This window comes from Pseudomonas shahriarae (assembly GCF_014268455.2).
Lineage (GTDB): Bacteria > Pseudomonadota > Gammaproteobacteria > Pseudomonadales > Pseudomonadaceae > Aquipseudomonas > Aquipseudomonas shahriarae.
In genome coordinates, this window is record NZ_CP077085.1 from 1,451,135 (window position 1) to 1,470,966 (window position 19,832).

The 19,832-nt window shown below is 61.8% G+C and carries 17 protein-coding genes; 14 read left to right on the forward strand and 3 right to left on the reverse strand.

The genetic code is table 11. From position 1 onward, the window contains the following. Nucleotides 1-4: 4 nt before the first annotated feature. Together HU773_RS06430 and HU773_RS06435 are read right to left on the reverse strand one after the other, a co-directional pair. Nucleotides 5-1,186 carry a DUF418 domain-containing protein gene (locus HU773_RS06430; protein WP_186626218.1) on the reverse strand — a complete coding sequence of 394 codons (1,182 nt, stop codon included), beginning with the start codon at nt 1,184-1,186 and terminating at the stop codon, nt 5-7. Between the two features lie 2 nt (nt 1,187-1,188). Beyond that, a complete protein-coding gene (locus HU773_RS06435) occupies nt 1,189-1,785 on the reverse strand; it encodes a TetR/AcrR family transcriptional regulator (protein ID WP_186626217.1) in 597 nt (198 codons plus the stop codon). A gap of 253 nt (nt 1,786-2,038) precedes the next feature. On the opposite strand from HU773_RS06435, the gene HU773_RS06440 reads away from it, so the two are divergent. Further along, complete coding sequence (locus tag HU773_RS06440) at nt 2,039-2,224, forward strand: hypothetical protein (protein ID WP_057959557.1); 186 nt, start codon at nt 2,039-2,041, stop codon at nt 2,222-2,224. 49 nt (nt 2,225-2,273) lie between these two features. On the opposite strand, the gene HU773_RS06445 is transcribed toward HU773_RS06440, so the two are convergent. Further along, nucleotides 2,274-3,899 (reverse strand): glucan biosynthesis protein D, encoded by a 1,626-nt coding sequence (locus HU773_RS06445; RefSeq protein ID WP_057438023.1) that lies wholly within the window; start codon nt 3,897-3,899, stop codon nt 2,274-2,276. Nucleotides 3,900-4,935: 1,036 nt separating this feature from the next. Between HU773_RS06445 and HU773_RS06450 the strand changes: the two genes are divergently transcribed. The 13 genes from HU773_RS06450 to HU773_RS06510 all read left to right on the forward strand — a co-directional run bounded on the left by HU773_RS06450 (nt 4,936) and on the right by HU773_RS06510 (nt 19,825). Then, nucleotides 4,936-5,646, forward strand: a complete 711-nt coding sequence (locus tag HU773_RS06450; protein ID WP_057441810.1) for a tellurite resistance TerB family protein — start codon at nt 4,936-4,938, stop codon at nt 5,644-5,646. Between the two features lie 147 nt (nt 5,647-5,793). Continuing rightward, nucleotides 5,794-7,416, forward strand: coding sequence for a methyl-accepting chemotaxis protein (locus HU773_RS06455; protein ID WP_057958666.1), 1,623 nt, complete (start codon nt 5,794-5,796; stop codon nt 7,414-7,416). Next, entirely contained in the window at nt 7,416-7,937 is a 522-nt protein-coding gene (locus HU773_RS06460) for a chemotaxis protein CheW (protein ID WP_128593473.1), read from the forward strand. Before HU773_RS06455 ends, HU773_RS06460 begins: the two co-directional genes overlap by 1 nt. After that, complete coding sequence (locus HU773_RS06465; protein ID WP_120731772.1) at nt 7,937-9,205, forward strand: CheR family methyltransferase; 1,269 nt, start codon at nt 7,937-7,939, stop codon at nt 9,203-9,205. The genes HU773_RS06460 and HU773_RS06465 overlap by 1 nt, the downstream gene beginning before the upstream one ends. Further along, a complete protein-coding gene (locus HU773_RS06470) occupies nt 9,202-9,897 on the forward strand; it encodes a chemotaxis protein CheW (protein WP_120731774.1) in 696 nt (231 codons plus the stop codon). Before HU773_RS06465 ends, HU773_RS06470 begins: the two co-directional genes overlap by 4 nt. Further along, the gene (locus HU773_RS06475) at nt 9,894-12,200 is read left to right on the forward strand and encodes a hybrid sensor histidine kinase/response regulator (protein WP_120731776.1); all 2,307 of its coding nucleotides are present in this window, start codon (nt 9,894-9,896) and stop codon (nt 12,198-12,200) included. Before HU773_RS06470 ends, HU773_RS06475 begins: the two co-directional genes overlap by 4 nt. After that, entirely contained in the window at nt 12,197-13,207 is a 1,011-nt protein-coding gene (locus HU773_RS06480; RefSeq protein ID WP_120731778.1) for a chemotaxis response regulator protein-glutamate methylesterase, read from the forward strand. The genes HU773_RS06475 and HU773_RS06480 overlap by 4 nt, the downstream gene beginning before the upstream one ends. 51 nt (nt 13,208-13,258) lie before the next feature. Next, entirely contained in the window at nt 13,259-14,260 is a 1,002-nt protein-coding gene (locus tag HU773_RS06485; RefSeq protein ID WP_057441800.1) for a diguanylate cyclase, read from the forward strand. Nucleotides 14,261-14,429: 169 nt separating this feature from the next. After that, a protein-coding gene (prfB, locus tag HU773_RS06490; protein ID WP_104911704.1) for a peptide chain release factor 2 occupies nt 14,430-15,525 on the forward strand; the annotation gives its coding sequence in 2 pieces (ribosomal slippage) (nt 14,430-14,501 and nt 14,503-15,525; 1,095 coding nt in all). An 83-nt stretch (nt 15,526-15,608) separates the two neighbouring features. Further along, nucleotides 15,609-17,108: a lysine--tRNA ligase gene (lysS, locus tag HU773_RS06495; protein ID WP_057441798.1), complete on the forward strand. Its 1,500-nt coding sequence runs from the start codon at nt 15,609-15,611 to the stop codon at nt 17,106-17,108. 109 nt (nt 17,109-17,217) lie between these two features. Then, a complete protein-coding gene (locus HU773_RS06500) occupies nt 17,218-17,934 on the forward strand; it encodes a TetR/AcrR family transcriptional regulator (RefSeq protein WP_081044192.1) in 717 nt (238 codons plus the stop codon). A 43-nt stretch (nt 17,935-17,977) separates the two neighbouring features. Further along, on the forward strand, nt 17,978-18,526 hold the full coding sequence (locus HU773_RS06505) for a hypothetical protein (RefSeq protein WP_057958670.1): 549 nt from the start codon (nt 17,978-17,980) through the stop codon (nt 18,524-18,526). 21 nt (nt 18,527-18,547) lie between these two features. After that, nucleotides 18,548-19,825 (forward strand): flavohemoglobin expression-modulating QEGLA motif protein, encoded by a 1,278-nt coding sequence (locus HU773_RS06510; protein ID WP_057441794.1) that lies wholly within the window; start codon nt 18,548-18,550, stop codon nt 19,823-19,825. Nucleotides 19,826-19,832: the final 7 nt, after the last annotated feature.

Consider the following 19,832-nt stretch of genomic DNA (forward strand, 5'->3'; position numbering starts at 1 on the left):
CGGGTCAGCGGGCCTCACGTCGCCACTGTGGCCAGGCCAGCAACGTCGCGGCCCGCAACAACCACTCGAATGGCCCATAGGGATGGCGGCGTAGCCAGTGCGCGCTCAACCCCATTTGCAGGATAAAAATCGCGGCCGCCATGGGGAGCAGCAACCAGGGCTCGACCTGATTGACCCAGCCCGCACCGTAGCCGGTGAATAACAGCCCGAGGACCATGGATTGCATGAGGTAATTGCTCAAGGCCATCTTGCCCAGCGGCGCCAGGCACGCACACAGCCTTGCGCCAGTGGCGGTGTTGAACAGCGCCAGCATCCCTAGGCAATAGGTGGCAGTCAGCAGCGGTGCTGTCAGTTGGCCGAGGCCGAAGGCAAAGGTTTCCAGGCCGCCGCCTGGTCTGTAAGCGGCGGTCAGGGCGTAGACCAGCGCACCGAGCAGGCCCAGTGGGGCGGTCATTAGCAGCAGACGCCGGGTACGGGGTGCCCAGGCCTGTGAAGAGGCCAGCCACTGCTGGCGCCCGGCGGCGTAACCGAACAGGAACATCGCCAGGGCGCTGGGCCCTTGCAATAGCCATAACGCAGGCACCGTGGCCCATACTTCCCGGCTGTGAAATTGCACGGTCTGCAGGGCTCCGGCGGAAAATGCCGCGAGTTTTGCCTGGGCCTCGCCATGGCCAGTGCCGATCCATTGCCCTTCCAGGCCCTGTAAGACACCCAGCACCATCCACAATGAACAAGCGACCACCACCAGACCGATAGCCCACCGCCGGGCGCGGGCCGCTGACAGGTTGCGGGCGGCCAGCAGCACCAGGCCCAACAGGGCATAAGTCGAGAGAATCTCGCCGTAATACAACAGCGCGCCATGGGCCAGGCCGAGTATCAACAGGGCCAGTTGCCGGCGCAGCATGCGTGGGACGAATGCTGCTTCGGCACGTTCGGCGGCGGCCATTTGCAGGGTGAAGCTGTAGCCAAACAGAAAGGAAAACAGCAGGTAGAACTTGGTCTCGAACAACCACGCCACCAGCAGCCGCACCCCGTGATCGAGCACGCTGGCGTAGGTCGGGTTGCTGGAGGTCGAAGCGTAGTAGGGATCGGCAAAGGCCCAGATATTGACGCTGAGAATGCCGAACAAGGCAAACCCGCGCAGCGCATCGACCTGGACCAAGCGCGCGTTGGCCGTGGCTGGCATGCTCAACGCCCCTGCAGTAGGTGAACCACCAGGCCCCGCAGGACCGTGGTCTGCTGCTCGGGGTGAAAGTCCGGGTCGGCCGCCACCCGGGCGAACATGCCATCGATCAAGGCCGCCAGCCAGTTGGCTGCTTCGGGCACGCTCAGCGCGGTGTGCAATTGCCCGGCCTGGTCAGCCGCCCGTACCAGGGCTTCCAGGCCGTCACGCAAGGTGCGGTCATTGGCCTTCACCAGGCGCGCCACGGCTTCGTCACGATGGCCCAGGGCCGAGATCTCCAGCGCCAGGCCGGCGTAGTGGCGGTCGCAGGCCAATTGGCAGACCTGATCGAGGAAAGCCAGTAACTGCGCCATCGGATTAGCCGCCTTGGCCAACGGCGCCATGGCCTGTTGGATCTGTGCGCCTTCACGGGCCACCAGCGCCAGCAGCACCTCGTGCTTGCTGGCGAAATAGTGGAACAAATTGCCCGCGCTCATACCGGCCCGGGCACAGATATCAGCGGTGCGCGTGGCGACAAAACCGGCCTCGGCAAAACACTGGGACGCGGCATCCAGCAGGGCCATGCGTTTGCTTTCGCGTTGCTGGGGGTCAGGGGTGCGCATGCCTGCCTCATTCATTAATTGAGTGGTCACTCAATTTATAAGGCGTAAGAATTACCTGCAAGCTTTTTGCTTCGAGATCATTATTTAAGTGAATACTCTAAAAAAATCTCACAAGCGCCAGGATAGTTTCTACGCTTGAAGTAAGACGGCTTCTGGCCCAGGAAGTCAGTCTGTTTACGCGCTGAGGCATTGCACTTCGCGGACAGGGTTATGGGCATCGGGAGTTGTTGTTTATCACACGGAGAAACAGTCCATGGTCAAGTCCATTGGTGTCGCAGGGGTTCTGGTGCTTTTTTTCAGCCGCAAGCTGTCGTTGCATGGCCGCCGGTTGAGCTCGGACGAGGCGCAGTTGCTAGAGCAGTACCGTGCCTTGACCGAAAACGATCAAATTGCAATGCGTTATTTGATTGGTGCGATGAGGAGTATTTCGCGTTTTTGAACCGGGTGGGGGCGTTCCCACGCCGCAATGAGCGTGGGAACGTTGGGCATCAGCTGTACTTGCGCTTGTCCGGTGCGGGCGGGAAGTACTGGTACAACCAGGTTTCACTCAAGGTCCGGTCATTGGTGCGGATGAACAGGCGCATCTCCACCGGCGCAACGCTGTCGCTGGTCGGGTACCAGTCGAAGAGAATGCGGTAGCCCTTGATGTCGTCGAGCACCAGCACGCTGAAGTCTTTCACTTCGCCATGGGAGCAGGTGACCACAGGCTCGATCCCGGTGCCTGCGGGCAGGCGGTCGAGGCCACCGCCCTTGAAGTCCACGGCAAAACGGCGGGCCCAGACCGGTGGGTAATGCTCACCCGGCGCCCAGCCTTCGGTGAAGCCGCCCATGCCGGAGCGGGTGGCGTTGACTTGTGCCAACGGTGTGCTGACCGGGGGCAGGGCGCTCCAGTAGAGCTTGTAGCCAAAGGTCAGGGAGTCGCCGGCGGCCACCGGTTTTTTCGGGGTCCAGAAGGCGACGATGTTGTCCATGGTCTCGCCGGTCGTAGGAATTTCCAGCAGATCGACAGAGCCTTCGCCCCACGCGGTGGTCGGCTCCACCCACAGGCTTGGGCGCTTGCTGTACCAGTCGACGGTGTCCTGGTAACTGGCGAACTCATGGTCGGTCTGCACCAGGCCGAAACCTTTCGGGTCTTTATCGGCGAAGGCATTGAACTGCAGAGTGGCTGGGTTGTTCAGCGGGCGGCAGATCCACTCGCCGTTGCCGCGCCACATCGCCAGGCGATCGGAGTCGTGGATCTGCGGGTGGATGGTGTCGCACATGCGCCGCTCATGGGTGCCGCAACTGAACATGCTGGTCATCGGCGCGATGCCCATCTGCTGGATTGCCGTGCGCGCATTGATATGGGCGTCGATGGCCATCACCACCTGGGTGGCCTGGCAGTCGATATCAAAACGATAGGCACCGGTGGCGCTCGGCGAGTCGAGCAGGGCGTAGACCACGAAACGGGTGCTGTCCTTGTCCGGCGTCTCGAACCAGAACTGGGTGAAATCGGGGAACTCTTCGCGTTTATTGGCGTAGGTGTCGATGGCCAGGCCGCGTGCCGAAAGACCGTACTGGCCGGTGTTATCCACCGCACGGAAATAGCTGGCGCCAAGGAAAGACACCACGTCGTGGCGGTCCAGTTCCGGGGCCTTGAACAGCTTGAAGCCGGAAAAACCCAAGTCGCCCTTGAGCTGCTTGGTATCGACCGTGGTTTTTTCATAATTGAACAGCGACGGACGGAAATGCACCTCCCGCGCCTGGCGGGTCTTGGGGTCGACACTGTGCATGCGCACCGGGGTCTTGAAACCCATGCCGACGTGGAAAAACTGCACGTCCAGCTGGCCTTTGAGGTCTTTCCACAGCGAATGATTACCGTCGTAGCCGATGGCATTGAAATTCTGCGGGGTCATGGTCGCCAGGGTCGGCGGCAGCACCTGGCGGGTGTCCTGATACTGCTTACCAGCCAGTTGCTTGGCCTGCAGCTTGAGCCAGTCGAAGTCGAACGCCTTGGCGTCGCCATCGGCTGCACGATTCCCGGCCCAGGCCTGGGCGGCCAGCAGACCACTGGCTGACAGCCCGGTGTAGGCCGCGATGGCCATGGACGCTTTGAGCAAATTCCTGCGGTGCATAAATACAACCTGTGGTGAGCAATCCCGTGCCGTTCCTGGCGCGTGCTGGATCAGAAATTACGGTTCGGACATGCCTTCGGCCAAACGCAACGGACATTAAACAGATGCTGAATAGCTTAAGGGGTTCGGTGGGGAAGGAAAATTGATTGATAGCGGGATGATGGCGTTGCATATGAAACAAGACGTGTCAGCAGGGGGGATTTGCTGGGGATGGCTTTGGGTCGGTGTGTATATCCATTGCTGCGGTCACGGCGGCTATTGGTTCCGCTCTTACAGCGGGTCACTTTTGGAAAAGAGCCCGGAGTGCCGGCCCAGCCAAAAGTAACCAAAAGGGCTCCTGCCCCACCACTCGGTGCCTCGCCTAGGCTCGGCATGCCCGCAGTCAGGCATTGCTCCGTGGGCCCGCCGCGATCGGCCATCCATGGCCGTGTCGCGGCTACCCCGGCATCCATGCCGGGGTGCCCACTGCGCAATACCTGCCTGCGGCCATCGTGGTTTAACGGGGCGCCTAAGATCAAAAGCCAGATCAAAAGCAGAGCAACAGCAAGGCCAGCTCCCACAGGTATATGCGTACATCTCGACGATCAGGTCGGCTGTCAGGCCGCCTCGCTTTGCTTTTGATTTTGATCTGAGGCGCCCCGTTAAACCACGCTGGCCGTCATCCGATATTGATTTGGGGGGTAAACCGGCAGGACGCCGGTTTAGCCGCGCTGGGCCATGGATGGCCCATCGCGGCGGCCCCCCAAATTAATGTCGGATGACGGGCACACCGAGCCTGGGCGAGGTGCCGAGTGGTGGGGCAAGAGCCCTTTTGGTTACTTTTGGCTGGGCCGGCACTCCGGGCTCTTTTCCAAAAGTGACCCGCTGTAAGAGCGGAACCAATAGCCGCCGTGACCGCAGCAATGGATATGTACACCGACCCAAAACCATCGCAGTTGAGTTACATCTGGAAGCACTCTATATCCAGGATTATTGGCACTTAGTTTTACGCTGAAGGCCTATCAACCCTATGAACCCAAGTCTCTGGAGGCTATGAATGAATACCCGTGGATTGCTTGATCAGTTGCTCAAGTCCGGCCAGGACATGCTGCAAAACAAAACTGGCGGTCAACGCAAAGGCGATGACAAAGGTGCCTTGGGCGGCCTGCTCGGCGGTGGCGGGCTCGGCAGCCTGCTCGGTGGCGCAGGTGGCGGGGCATTGGCCGCCGGGGCCATGGGCCTGCTATTGGGCAACAAAAAGGCCCGCAACTTTGGTGGCAAAGCCCTCACCTATGGTGGTCTTGCCGCATTAGGCGTGATTGCCTACAAGGCCTACGGCAACTGGCAGGCACAACAGGCCGGCGCGCCCAAAGGCGAACCGCAGACCCTCGATCGCCTGCCACCGGCCCAGGTCGAACTGCATAGCCAGGCCATCCTCAAGGCCCTGGTGGCCGCTGCCAAGGCCGACGGCCATGTGGACGAGCGCGAGCGTGCGTTGATCGAAGGCGAATTCGTCAAGCTGGACAACGACCAGGAACTGCAACGCTGGCTGCATGCCGAACTCAACAAGCCCCTGGATCCCACCGATGTCGCCCGGGCTGCCAGCACCCCGGAGATGGCCGCCGAAATGTACATCGCCAGCGTCATGCTGGTGGACGAGGAGAACTTCATGGAGAAGTCCTACCTCGACGAATTGGCCCGCCAACTCAAGCTGGAGCCGGGCCTCAAGATCGAACTGGAAAAACAGGTACGCCAAGCCACGCTCTGACTCGCCCCGTACAGAAAACTACCCCGTCACCGTCCAGGTTGCGGGGTGTTTTTATATTTCGTGAGACTTGGCCCACAACCCATTGATAAATGATGGCACGGCCTCAGCTATACTCCCCGGCATTTGATCGGCCTTCGAGGAATTACTGTGAAGAACTGGACCTTGCGCCAACGCATCTTGGCGAGCTTTGCGGTGATTATCGCCATCATGCTGCTGATGGTTGTGGTCTCGTATTCACGGTTGCTGAAGATCGAAGCGAGCGAAAACGTAGTACGCGACGACGCCGTACCGGGGGTGTTTTTCAGCTCGATGATCCGTAGCGCCTGGGTCGACAGCTACCTGCAGACCCAGGAATTGATCGGGTTGCGCGAGCACCAGGGCATTTCCGACGAGGATAGGCAGGATTACAAGACGTTCGAGGCGCAGCTGGAGCAGCATATGGCCAGTTACGCCAAGACGGTCAATATCGGCCAGGATCGTACTGAGTTCGACACCTTTGAAGCCCTGCACCAGAAGTACAACCAAGTACTTGCCCAGGTCCTGGAGCTGCATGCGGCCAACAAGGAAGCCGAAGCGGTCAAGATGTTCGACGAGCGACTGACCCCGGCCTGGATCGCCGGGCGCTTGAAGCTCAATGACATCATCAACGAGAACAAAGCAGTCGCGGACAACGCCACCGCGGCCATTGATGATGCCGTGGCTGCAGCGAAAATCGGTATGGGCGTGTCGCTGCTCCTGGCGATCCTCGCCGCCGGCCTGTGCGGGCTGCTGCTGATGCGCGCGATCATGGCGCCGATGAACCGCATCGTCGATATCCTCGAAACCATGCGCACCGGTGATCTGAGCAAGCGCCTGAACCTGGACCGCAAGGACGAGTTCGGTGCCGTGGAAACCGGCTTCAATGACATGATGACCGAGCTGACCGCTCTGGTATCCCAGGCCCAGCGTTCGTCGGTGCAGGTCACCACCTCGGTGACCGAGATTGCGGCCACCTCCAAGCAGCAACAGGCCACGGCTACCGAAACGGCCGCCACTACCACCGAAATCGGCGCCACCTCGCGGGAAATTGCCGCCACGTCCAAGGACCTGGTGCGCACCATGACCGAAGTGTCTACCGCCGCCGACCAGGCCTCGGTGGCCGCCGGTTCCGGCCAGCAAGGCCTGGCCCGAATGGAAGAAACCATGCACTCGGTGATGGGGGCCGCCGATCTGGTCAACGCCAAGCTGGCGATCCTCAACGAGAAGGCCGGCAACATCAACCAGGTGGTCGTGACCATCGTCAAGGTGGCCGACCAGACCAACCTGCTGTCCCTCAACGCCGCCATCGAGGCCGAAAAGGCCGGTGAGTACGGGCGCGGCTTTGCCGTGGTCGCCACCGAAGTACGGCGTCTGGCCGACCAGACCGCCGTGGCCACCTACGATATCGAGCAGATGGTGCGCGAGATCCAATCGGCGGTATCGGCCGGCGTGATGGGCATGGACAAGTTCTCCGAAGAGGTCCGTCGCGGGATGTTCGAGGTGCAGCAGGTCGGCGAGCAACTGTCGCAGATCATCCATCAGGTCCAGGCCCTGGCGCCGCGGGTGCTGATGGTCAACGAGGGCATGCAGGCCCAGGCCACGGGGGCCGAGCAGATCAACCATGCCTTGGTGCAATTGGGCGATGCCAGCAGCCAGACCGTGGAGTCCCTGCGCCAGGCCAGTTTTGCCATTGATGAACTGAGCCAGGTTGCGGTGGGTCTGCGCAGCGGCGTGTCGCGTTTTAAAGTCTGATGAGCGATCCAGCGGCGAAACGCGGCGCGATGACAGCAGCCAAAAAAGCCTTGTTCCTGGTGTTTCATATCGGCAGCGAGCGCTACGCCCTCAAGGCCACGGAAGTGGCCGAGGTGCTGCCGCGCCTGCCACTCAAGCCGATTGCCCATGCGCCGGTGTGGGTCGCCGGGATCTTTGCCCATCGCGGCAACATGGTGCCGGTGATCGACCTCAGCGCCCTGACCTTTGGTACATCGGCCCAGGCCCGCACCAGTACGCGTCTGGTATTGGTCAACTATCGGCCAGAAACCTGGCTGGAGCCGCGCTGGCTGGGGCTGATCCTCGAACAGGCCACTGACACCCTGCGCTGCGACCCGGCGGACTTCCAGCCCTACGGCCTGGACAATCGCCAGGCGCCCTACCTGGGGCCGGTGCGCGAAGACGAGCGGGGGCTGATGCAGTGGATCGGCGTCGCCGACCTGCTGACCCCCGAGGTCTGCGCTTTGCTGTTTGCCCCCGACCTGACCGTTGGGGAGGCGTGATGAGCAATGATCAACGCTTCTTCGACTTCCTCAAGGAACGCATCGGCCTGGATGTCGCCTCGGTGGGCGAAGCCATCATCGAGCGCGCCGTGCGCCAGCGCAGCCAGGCGTTGCAGGGGCTGAGTGCCGATCAGTACTGGCAACGCCTGCAAACCAGCAGCGAGGAACAGCAGGCGCTGATCGAAGCGGTGATCGTCCCCGAAACCTGGTTTTTCCGTTATCCCGAATCCTTTGCCACCCTGGCGCGGCTGGCGGTGACACGGCTGGGCGAAATCAAGCATATGCGCGCCTTGCGCATTCTCAGCCTGCCGTGTTCCACCGGCGAGGAACCCTATTCCATCGCCATGGCCCTGCTCGATGCGGGCCTTTCGCCCCACCAGTTCAAGGTGCAAGGCATGGACGTCAGCCCATTGTCGGTGGAGCGCGCGCGGCGCGGGGTGTATGGCAAGAACTCCTTCCGTGGCCAGGACCTCGAGTTTCGTGAGCGGCATTTCAGCGCCGAGAGCGACGGCTATCGCGTCGCCGACCGGGTGCGTGAGCAAGTGCGCCTGCAAGTGGGCAACCTGCTGGACCCGCAGTTGCTGGCCAATGAGCCGACTTATGACTTTGTGTTCTGCCGCAACCTGCTGATCTACTTCGACCAGCCGACCCAGAAGCAGGTCTTTGAAGTGCTCAAGGGCCTGACCCATGTCGACGGCGTGCTGTTTATCGGCCCGGCCGAAGGCAGCCTGTTGGGGCGCCTGGGCATGCGCTCGATTGGTGTGCCGCAGTCGTTTGCCTTCAGTCGCCACGCCGAAGCCGCGCCGCCTGAGCCGGTCTTCACCACCATACCGGCGCCGCTGCCGCAACGCAGCGCAGCGCCGATTGCGAGTAAACCGCGAGCCTTCAGTGCATTCGCAGCGCCGGTGGCGCCGATCAAGCCTGCGCCAGTGCATTCGGATGCTGCCGATCTGCTCGGGCAGATCGCAACCCTGGCCAATGAAGGCAAGAGCCTTGAGGCCCGTGCTGCCTGTGAGCTGTACCTGCAGAGTCATCCGCCGGCGGCCCAGGTGTTTTACTGGCTGGGCCTGCTCAGCGATGTGGCGGGTAGCGCCCTGGAAGCCCAGGGGTATTATCGAAAAGCCTTGTACCTGGAACCCCAGCATCCGCAGGCCTTGATGCACCTGGCCGCACTGCTGGAATCCCAGGGCGATACGGCGGGGGCGCGGCGCTTGCAAGCCCGTGCTGCCCGTAGCGAGCGAGCCGCTGACAGTGAGCGTAAACGATGAGTAGCTCCGCATCCCCGGACACCGGCCTGAACCTGACGGTCGCCGATACCCAGGCCATTGACGATTGCTGGAACCGCATCGGGATCCACGGCGATAAATCCTGCCCGTTGCTGGCCGAGCATATCCACTGCCGCAATTGTGCGGTGTATTCGGCAGCGGCCACTCGCCTGCTGGATCGCTATGCATTGCAGCAAGAGGATCGTCACCCTGGCGCTGCGACACAGGCGGACGACGAGGTGGCCACCCGGTCCTTGCTGATGTTCCGCCTGGGCGAGGAATGGCTGGGCATCGCCACTCGCTGCCTGGTGGAAGTGGCGCCCCTGCAGCCGATCCATTCCTTGCCCCACCAGCGCTCGCGGGCCTTGCTCGGGGTCGCCAATGTGCGCGGTGCTCTGGTGGCCTGCCTGTCCCTGGTGGAGCTGCTCGGGCTCGACAGCAGCGGCGGCGCCAGTGGCGGGCGGATCATGCCGCGCATGCTGATCATCGCCGCGCAGGATGGCCCGGTAGTGGTGCCGGTGGATGAAGTGGATGGCATCCATGCCATTGATGAGCGCACCCTGAAAGCCGCGTCTGCCTCCGGCACCCAGGCCAGTGCGCGCTACACCCAGGGTGTGTTGCCGTTCAAGGGCCGCAGCCTGCGCTGGCTGGACGAGACGCAACTGCTGTCTGCCGTGACCCGGAGCCTGTCATGACCCCCGACCAGATGCGCGACGCCTCGCTGCTGGAGCTGTTCAGCCTGGAAGCCGATGCCCAGACCCAGGTCCTGAGTGCCGGCCTGCTGGCCCTGGAACGCAACCCGACCCAGGCCGACCAACTTGAGGCGTGCATGCGTGCGGCGCATTCGCTCAAAGGCGCGGCGCGGATTGTCGGGGTCGATGCCGGCGTCAGCGTGGCTCACGTGATGGAAGACTGCCTGGTCAGCGCCCAGGAAAGCCGGCTGTTTCTGCAACCCGAACATATCGACGCGTTGTTGCAGGGCACCGACCTGCTGATGCGCATCGCCACACCGGGCAACACCGTGGGCCCGGCCGATATCCAGGCGTATGTGGCGCTGATGGAACGCTTGCTGGACCCGTCGCAACCCATGGCCAAGGTGGTTGCACCGCCGCCGCCGCCGCCCGTGGCTGCGCCGCTCGCGCAGCCGCTGCCGTCCCTTGAAGAATCGCTGCTATTGCCCCCGGAGCCGGAGGTCGCGCCGCCGGTCAGCAGTGATGCGCCGCGCCACAACAAACGTATGACCGAAGGTGGCGAGCGGGTGTTGCGGGTCACCGCCGAGCGCTTGAACAGCCTGTTGGACCTGTCCAGCAAATCCCTGGTGGAAACCCAGCGGCTCAAGCCTTACCTGTCCAGCCTGCAACGCCTCAAGCGCATCCAAAGCAATAGCGCCCGGGCCCTGGACAACCTGGATGGCCAGCTCAAGACCGTCGACCTGAGCCTTGAAGCCCAGGAAGCCCTGGCCGATGCCCGCCGCCTGTTGAGCGAAGCGCAGTTGCTGCTGGCGGAAAAGTCCGCCGAACTGGATGAGTTCGGCTGGCAGGCCGGGCAGCGCGCCCAGGTGTTGTATGACACCGCGCTGGCGTGCCGCATGCGCCCGTTTGCCGATGTGCTGGCGGGACAGGCGCGCATGGTGCGCGACCTGGGCCGCAGCCTGGGCAAGCAGGTGCGCCTGGAAATCGAAGGCGAGAAGACTCAGGTTGACCGTGATGTCCTGGAAAAACTCGAAGCGCCGCTGACCCATTTGTTGCGCAATGCCGTCGATCACGGCATTGAGATGCCCGAGCAGCGCCTGCTGGCGGGCAAGCCGGCCGAAGGCCTGATCCGCCTGCGTGCCTCGCACCAGGCTGGCCTGTTGGTACTGGAATTGAGTGATGACGGTAACGGCGTGGACCTTGCGCGCCTGCGCGACAGTATTGTCGAGCGCAATCTGTCGCCACTGGAAACCGCCTTGCGCCTGAGCGAAGAGGAATTGCTGACCTTCCTGTTCCTGCCGGGCTTCAGCCTGCGCGACAAGGTGACCGAAGTCTCCGGGCGCGGTGTCGGCCTGGATGCGGTGCAACACATGGTCCGCCAACTGCGCGGTGCGGTGGTACTGGAGCAGACGGCAGGGCAGGGCAGCCGCTTCCATCTGGAAGTGCCGCTGACCTTGTCGGTGGTGCGCAGCCTGGTGGTGGAGGTTGGCGAAGAAGCCTACGCCTTCCCCCTGGCCCATATCGAGCGTATGTGCGACCTGGAACCCGACGAAATCGTGCAACTGGAAGGCCGCCAGCATTTCTGGCACGAAGGCCGGCATGTCGGCCTGGTCGCGGCCAGCCAGTTGTTGCAGCGCCCGCCCGGGCAGACCAGCCAGGATACCCTCAAGGTCGTGGTAATCCGCGAGCGCGATGCGGTGTACGGGATTGCCGTAGAGCGGTTTATCGGCGAGCGCACCCTGGTGGTGCTGCCGCTGGACGATCGCCTGGGCAAGGTGCAGGACATTTCTGCCGGTGCGCTGCTGGATGACGGCTCGGTGGTGTTGATCGTCGATGTCGAAGACATGCTGCGCTCGGTGGACAAGCTGCTCAACACCGGCCGCCTGGAACGCATTGCCCGCCGCGCGCAGCAAACCGTCGAGGCCACGCGCAAGCGCATCCTGGTGGTGGATGACTCGCTTACCGTGCGTGAACTGCAGCGCAAGCTATTACTTAATCGTGGATATGAGGTGGCGGTCGCCGTCGATGGCATGGATGGCTGGAATGCTCTGCGTTCCGAAGACTTCGACCTGCTGATTACTGACATTGATATGCCACGCATGGACGGTATCGAATTGGTCACACTTTTACGCCGTGACACTCGCCTGCAGTCGCTGCCGGTGATGGTGGTGTCCTACAAGGATCGTGAAGAAGACCGGCGGCGCGGCCTGGATGCCGGCGCCGACTATTACCTGGCCAAGGCCAGTTTCCATGATGACGCCCTGCTCGATGCGGTGGTGGAACTGATTGGAGGCGCCCGGGCATGAAGATCGCCATCGTCAATGACATGCCCCTGGCGGTCGAGGCCTTGCGCCGGGCCTTGAGCTTCGAACCGGCCCATCAAGTAGTGTGGGTTGCCACCAATGGCCTGGAAGCGGTGCAGCGCTGTGCCGAGCTGACCCCGGACCTGATCCTGATGGACCTGATCATGCCGGTGATGGATGGCGTCGAGGCCACCCGGCAGATCATGGCCGAGACGCCATGCGCTATCGTTATCGTTACGGTGGATCGCCAGCAGAATGTCAGCCGCGTGTTTGAAGCCATGGGCCATGGTGCCCTGGATGTGGTGGACACCCCGGCATTGGGGGTTGGCGATGCCAAGGAGGCGGCCGCGCCCCTGTTGCGCAAGATCCTCAATATTGGCTGGCTGATCGGCCAGCGGGGCAGCCGGGTGCGGGCCGAACCTGTGCATCCGCGGGGGACGGGCAAGCGCCAGAGCCTGGTCGCGATCGGCTCTTCGGCGGGCGGCCCGGCGGCGCTGGAAACCCTGCTCAAGGGCTTGCCTCGGAACTTTGCGGCAGCCATTGTGCTGGTGCAGCATGTGGACCAGGTGTTCGCCGCCGGCATGGCCGAGTGGCTGAGCAGCGCCTCGGGCCTGCCGGTGCGCCTGGCACGCGAAGGTGAGCCACCGCAAAGCGGCGTGGTATTGCTGGCCGGCACCAATCATCATATCCGGCTGCTGAAAAACGGCACGTTGGCCTACACGGCGGAACCCGTGAACGAGATTTATCGGCCGTCCATCGACGTGTTTTTCGAGAGCGTCGCCAGCCATTGGAACGGCGATGCCGTCGGCGTATTACTGACCGGCATGGGACGTGACGGAGCCCAGGGACTCAAATTGATGCGTCAGCAGGGCTATCTGACCATCGCTCAGGATCAGCAGAGCTGTGCGGTTTACGGCATGCCCAAAGCGGCGGCGGCGATTGATGCCGCTGTTGAGATTCGCCCGTTGGACAGAATTGCGCCACGATTGCTGGAGGTATTCGCAAAATGACCGATATAACTCGCTGTCCTGGCCTGCACGTAGTAATTCAGGTGACCGCAAATGAATGATTTACAGCTCGACGACTTCAAGACCGACGAAAACGCCGCCATGGTGTTGCTGGTGGACGACCAGGCGATGATCGGCGAAGCCGTGCGACGCGGTCTGGCCCATGAGGAGAATATCGACTTCCACTTCTGTGCCGACCCCCACCAGGCCATCTCCCAGGCGATCCGCATCAAGCCGACGGTGATTCTCCAGGACCTGGTCATGCCCGGGCTGGACGGCCTGACCCTGGTGCGCGAATACCGCAACCACCCGGCGACGCAGAACATCCCGATCATCGTGCTCTCGACCAAGGAAGACCCGCTGATCAAGAGCGCCGCGTTTGCCGCCGGGGCCAATGATTACCTGGTGAAACTGCCGGACAACATCGAACTGGTGGCGCGTATCCGCTACCACTCGCGCTCCTACATGACCCTGTTGCAGCGGGATGCGGCCTACCGTGCATTGCGGGTCAGCCAGCAACAACTGCTGGACACCAACCTGGTGCTGCAGCGGTTGATGAACTCCGACGGTTTGACCGGGCTGTCCAACCGCCGGCATTTCGACGAATACCTGGAGCTGGAATGGCGGCGCGCCATGCGGGACCAGACCCAGTTGTCGTTGTTGATGATCGACGTGGACTTCTTCAAGACCTACAACGACAGCTTTGGCCACCTGGAAGGAGACGAGGCGCTGCGTAAGGTGGCGGCGAGCATCCGTGACGCCAGCAGCCGTCCTTCGGACCTGCCGGCGCGCTACGGGGGCGAGGAGTTTGCCCTGGTGTTGCCCAACACCTCGCCGGGCGGTGCGCGGTTGGTGGCGGAGAAACTGCGCCAGGCTGTTGCCGCGTTGAAAATCCCGCATATCGCACCCTCTGAAGGGGCGAGCCTGACCATCAGCATTGGCCTGGCGACCATGACGCCGCTGCTGGGGACTGATTGCCGGCAATTGATCTCGGCGGCGGACAAGGGGTTGTATCTGGCCAAGCATAATGGGCGCAACCAGGTGGGGATCGAATAGCCTGCAGGACACCGCCAACCCAATGTGGGAGCCCGCTCCCAACTTTGATCGTTATCGGCCTGTAGATATCACACAAACCCGGCCTTTTCGGCCAAGCGGACTGCCGTTTCCAGCCTTTTGCCGTTATACTCGCCGGCTTTCAAAAGTTCGCCAACGAGTGCTGCCCGCCATGGAAATCAACCCGATCCTGAACACCATCAAGGACCTGTCCGAGCGCTCCGAAACTATTCGGGGGTATCTTTGACTACGATCAAAAGCATGAGCGTCTGACCGAAGTCAATCGCGAGCTTGAAGATCCGGCTGTCTGGAACAAACCTGAATACGCCCAGGAACTGGGCCGCGAGCGCGCTGCGCTGGCGCAGATCGTCGACACCCTCGACGAGTTGAACACCGGTCTGGGCGATTGCCGCGACCTGCTGGACATGGCCGTCGAAGAAAACGACGAAGGCGCAGTGGGCGATGTCGTCGCCGAGCTGGCCCGTCTCGAGGACAACCTCGCCAAGCTTGAATTCCGCCGCATGTTCAGCCACGAAATGGACCCGAACAACGCCTACCTGGATATCCAGGCCGGTTCCGGTGGCACCGAAGCCCAGGACTGGGCCAACATCCTGCTGCGCATGTACCTGCGCTGGGCTGACAAACGCGGTTTCGAAGCGACCATCATGGAGCTGTCCGCCGGTGAAGTCGCCGGTATCAAGGGCGCGACCGTGCATATCAAGGGTGAATACGCCTTTGGCTGGCTGCGGACCGAGATCGGCGTACACCGTCTGGTGCGCAAGAGTCCGTTCGACTCCGGCAACCGTCGCCACACTTCGTTCTCCGCCGTTTTCGTCTCCCCAGAGATCGACGACAAGGTGGAAATCGAGATCAACCCGGCCGACCTGCGGATCGACACCTACCGTTCCTCCGGTGCCGGTGGTCAGCACGTAAACACCACTGACTCGGCCGTACGTATCACCCACGTTCCGACCAATACCGTGGTCAGCTGCCAGAACGAACGTTCCCAGCACGCCAACAAGGACACCGCCATGAAAATGCTGCGGGCCAAGTTGTACGAGCAGGAAATGCAGAAGCGCAACGCCGCTTCCCAGGCGCTGGAAGACACCAAGTCGGATATCGGCTGGGGTCACCAGATCCGTTCGTATGTGCTTGATGCTTCGCGGATCAAGGATCTGCGCACTAACATCGAACGCAGCGACTGCGACAAGGTACTCGACGGCGATATCGACGAATACCTGGAAGCGAGCCTGAAGTCCGGCCTGTAACACCCTCTGTGGGAGCGGGCTTGCCCGCGATCCCCAGGCCGAAGGCCTGGGGGCAACGAACCTGTGATGGAAAATTTAAAGACATGAGCGACCAACAACTCGACCAGGCCCTGCAACAGGAAGAAAACTCCCTGATCGCCCTGCGCAAGGAAAAGCTTGCTGCCGAGCGCGCCAAGGGCAATGCCTTCCCCAATGACTTCCGCCGCGAAAACTACTGCGATGCCTTGCAGAAGCAGTACGCGGACAAGACCAAGGAAGAGCTGGCTGAAGCGGCGATCCCGGTCAAGGTGGCAGGTCGCATCATGCTCAACCGTGGCTCGTTCATGGTGATCCAGGACATGACCGGGCGCATCCAGGTCTACGTCAACCGCAAGACCCTCCCGGAAGAAACCCTGGCCTCGGTGAAAACCTGGGACATGGGCGACATCATTGCCGCCGAAGGCACCCTGGCCCGTTCCGGCAAGGGCGACCTGTACGTCGAAATGACCAACGTGCGCCTGCTGACCAAGTCGCTGCGCCCGCTGCCGGACAAGCACCACGGCCTGACCGACACCGAGCAGCGCTATCGCCAGCGCTACGTTGACCTGATCGTCAACGAAGAAGTGCGCCAGACCTTCCGCGTGCGTTCGCAAGTAATCGCGCACATCCGCAGCTTCCTGATGGCGCGTGACTTCCTCGAAGTCGAGACGCCGATGCTGCAGACCATCCCGGGCGGCGCCGCAGCCAAGCCGTTCGAAACCCACCACAATGCCCTGGACCTGGAAATGTTCCTGCGTATCGCGCCGGAGCTGTACCTCAAGCGCCTGGTGGTGGGTGGTTTTGAGAAGGTGTTCGAGATCAACCGCAACTTCCGTAACGAAGGTGTCTCGACCCGTCACAACCCGGAATTCACCATGTTGGAGTTCTACCAGGCCTACGCCGACTACGAAGACAACATGGACCTGACCGAAGAACTGTTCCGCGAGCTGGCGCAACTGGTCCTGGGCAGCACCGACGTGCCTTACGGCGACAAGGTGTTCCATTTCGGCGAGCCGTTCGTGCGCCTGTCGGTGTTCGACTCGATCCTCAAGTACAACCCTGAGCTGACCGCTGACGACCTGAACGACATCGACAAGGCTCGCGCCATCGCCAAGAAAGCCGGGGCCAAGGTCCTGGGCTTCGAAGGCCTGGGCAAGCTGCAGGTGATGATTTTCGAAGAGCTGGTGGAGCACAAGCTGGAGCAGCCGCACTTCATCACCCAGTACCCGTTCGAAGTGTCGCCGCTGGCCCGTCGCAACGACGACAACCCGAACGTCACCGACCGTTTCGAGCTGTTTATCGGTGGTCGCGAAATCGCCAACGCCTACTCCGAGCTTAACGACGCGGAAGACCAGGCCGAGCGTTTCATGGCCCAGGTGGCCGACAAGGACGCCGGTGACGACGAAGCCATGCACTACGACGCCGACTTCGTGCGCGCGCTGGAGTACGGCATGCCGCCAACGGCTGGTGAAGGGATCGGTATCGACCGTCTGGTGATGTTGCTCACCAACTCACCGTCGATCCGCGATGTCATCTTGTTCCCGCATATGCGGCCGCAAGCGTAACCGCAGTAAATCATCAAGCCGCCTTTTATAAGGCGGCTTTTTTGTGGGGCCTGAACTAACGTCAAGCAAACGGCGCCAGGCTTCTGTTGATAGGAGAGGACGATCTTTCGTGAAGCGCGTAATGGCTCAAGAAGGCGCCGCTGGCATTGCTGCCGCCGTGGCTGAAAGTGTTCAGTACCAAGGGCGCAAGGCCAGTCGCCAGGGCAGCGAGCAGCGTCGGCAAGACATCCTCGATGCAGCGATGCGCATTGTCGTGCGCGACGGCGTGCGCGCCGTGCGCCATCGGGCGGTGGCGGCGGAGGCGGGTGTGCCGTTGTCGGCCACCACCTACTACTTCAAGGATATCGACGACCTGCTTACCGACACCTTTGCCCAGTACGTGGAGCGCAGTGCGGCGTTCATGGGCAAGTTGTGGGTGCGCAATGAGGGCTTGCTGCGCGAGATGGTGGCTTATGGTGATGGCAGCGCCGAGTCGCGCTCGCAACTGGCCGACGATATTGCGCGGCTGACCGCTGATTACGTCCTGCGCCAACTGCTTAACCGTCGCGAGTACCTGATGGCCGAGCAGGCGTTTCGCCAGGAGGCCTTGTTGAACCCGCGCCTGGCCGACCTGGTGCGCTCCCATCAGCAGATTCTGTTGCAGGGCACTTGCCAGTTTTTCCAGGTATTGGGCTCCCGCGAACCCCAGCAAGATGCCAAAGTGTTGACGGCGATTATCAGTCGGATGGAATATCAGGGCCTGCTGTTCGAGCCCGAGGCCCTGACTGGCGAAGAAATGCTCGAGATTCTCAAGCGTTACATGCACCTGGTACTGGCCTCGGTCTAGTCGTGTGGGAGCCGGGCCACCCAAAACAGCTGTGGAGTGATGGATGAAAACCTGGCGTGTGGTTGTGACCGCAATGGTGTTGCTGCTCCTGAGCGGCTGCCTGGTGACCTTCAAGGAGCCCCTTCCGGCCAGTGAGGCCGCACCTGACGCGCTGCTGGGCAAGTGGGCCAGCAGGAACGCCTGGGGCGAACCGCTCGACCTGCAGATCAGCCGCGCTGGACAGCATCGCTACAAGGCGGTGAGCACTTCGCAAACCAACCCGGTCAAGCGCGACGAATATTTGTTCAGCGTGTCCCGCCACGGCAACCGCTGGTACCTGTCGGCACCGCTGCCGGACAAGCTGGGTGGGCATTTTATCCTCGCCGGCTTTGAATTGAATAATGCCCGCGAATTGGTGGTCTACAACCTCGACCCCGAGGCAATCAACCAGGCCATCGCGCAGAAAATCCTTATTGGCAGCCACGTGGATACCGTCGAAGGTGACGGCATATTGATCGACAGCCCCATGAGCCAGATCCTGGCTTACCTGGATGATCCGGCCAACGCCGACGTGTTTGTCGAAGCCGTACGCTATAAACATGTGGGCAAATAACGTTTAAAGAGGGAGCACCGGGTGGACGATTACCAGCAGACGATACGCACCTTGTCCGATCGCATTGTGCTGGCGCAGACACCGATTCGCGTCCTCGACGCCGTGAAGTGGGACGACAACATTCGCAAGGGCTTCCTCCAGGGCAAGGGCAAGCACATGCCGGCCGTGGATCGCGACTATTACCTGAACCGGCCACTGTCGTTCGATTCCAGCAAGGTGAAGCTGGAGTTCCAGAACATCGAGCGCGATATCACCCGCCAATTGGGCCAGTTCAACCCGGTCGGGCAGATCATGCGGCGCATGTGCAAGGAGTACCGCATGGTGGTGCGCATGCTCGAAGCCCGTGGCACCGAGGATTTCGGCCTGATTTCCCAGGAGCTTTACGGCGCCGCCTCCGATGCGTTCCATGCCGGCGACCCGACCCTGGCCGACCTGGGCCTGATGCTTTCCGACTACCTGAATAACATCGACGGTCGTGGCGACCTCAAGGACGAAGCCAAGACCCTGACCGCCAAGGACGCTGTGGGCCTGCTGCAAAGCCGCCTGAACAAAGTGTTTGGCGAAGCCGAAGAAACCATTCGCGTGTTTGAGTCCGACGGCATCGTTGCCGACGCGGCGGCGGGCGCCGACTACATCAAGATCCGCGCCGATGCGATGTTCAACGAGCGGGATGTGCGGGCCCTGGAAGTGCACGAAGGGCTGGTCCATGTGGGCACCACCCTCAATGGCCAGAACCAGCCGATCTGCACCTTCCTGTCCAAGGGCCCACCGTCGTCGACCGTGACCCAGGAAGGCCTGGCAATCTTGATGGAGATCATCACCTTTGCCTCTTACCCCAGCCGCCTGCGCAAGCTGACCAACCGCACCCGCGCGATCCATATGGTGGAAGAGGGCGCCGATTTCCTGCAGGTGTTCGAGTTCTTCCGCGAGCAAGGCTTTGAAATGGCCGAGAGCTACGGCAACGCCAGCCGGGTGTTCCGCGGCTCGACGCCGACGGGGCTGCCGTTTACCAAGGATCTGTCGTACCTCAAGGGCTTTATCATGGTCTACAACTATATCCAGCTGGCCGTGCGCAAGGGCAAGCTGGAGCAGGTGCCGCTGTTGTTCTGCGGCAAGACCACCCTGGAAGACATGCGTACTTTGCGCCAGTTGGTGGACGAAGGCCTGGTGGTGCCGCCCAAATACCTGCCGGATCAGTTCCGTGACATGAACGCGCTGTCGGCATGGATGTGCTTCTCCAACTTCCTTAACCACCTGAGCCTGGACCGGATCGAGGCGGATTACTCCAATATCCTCTGACCAAATC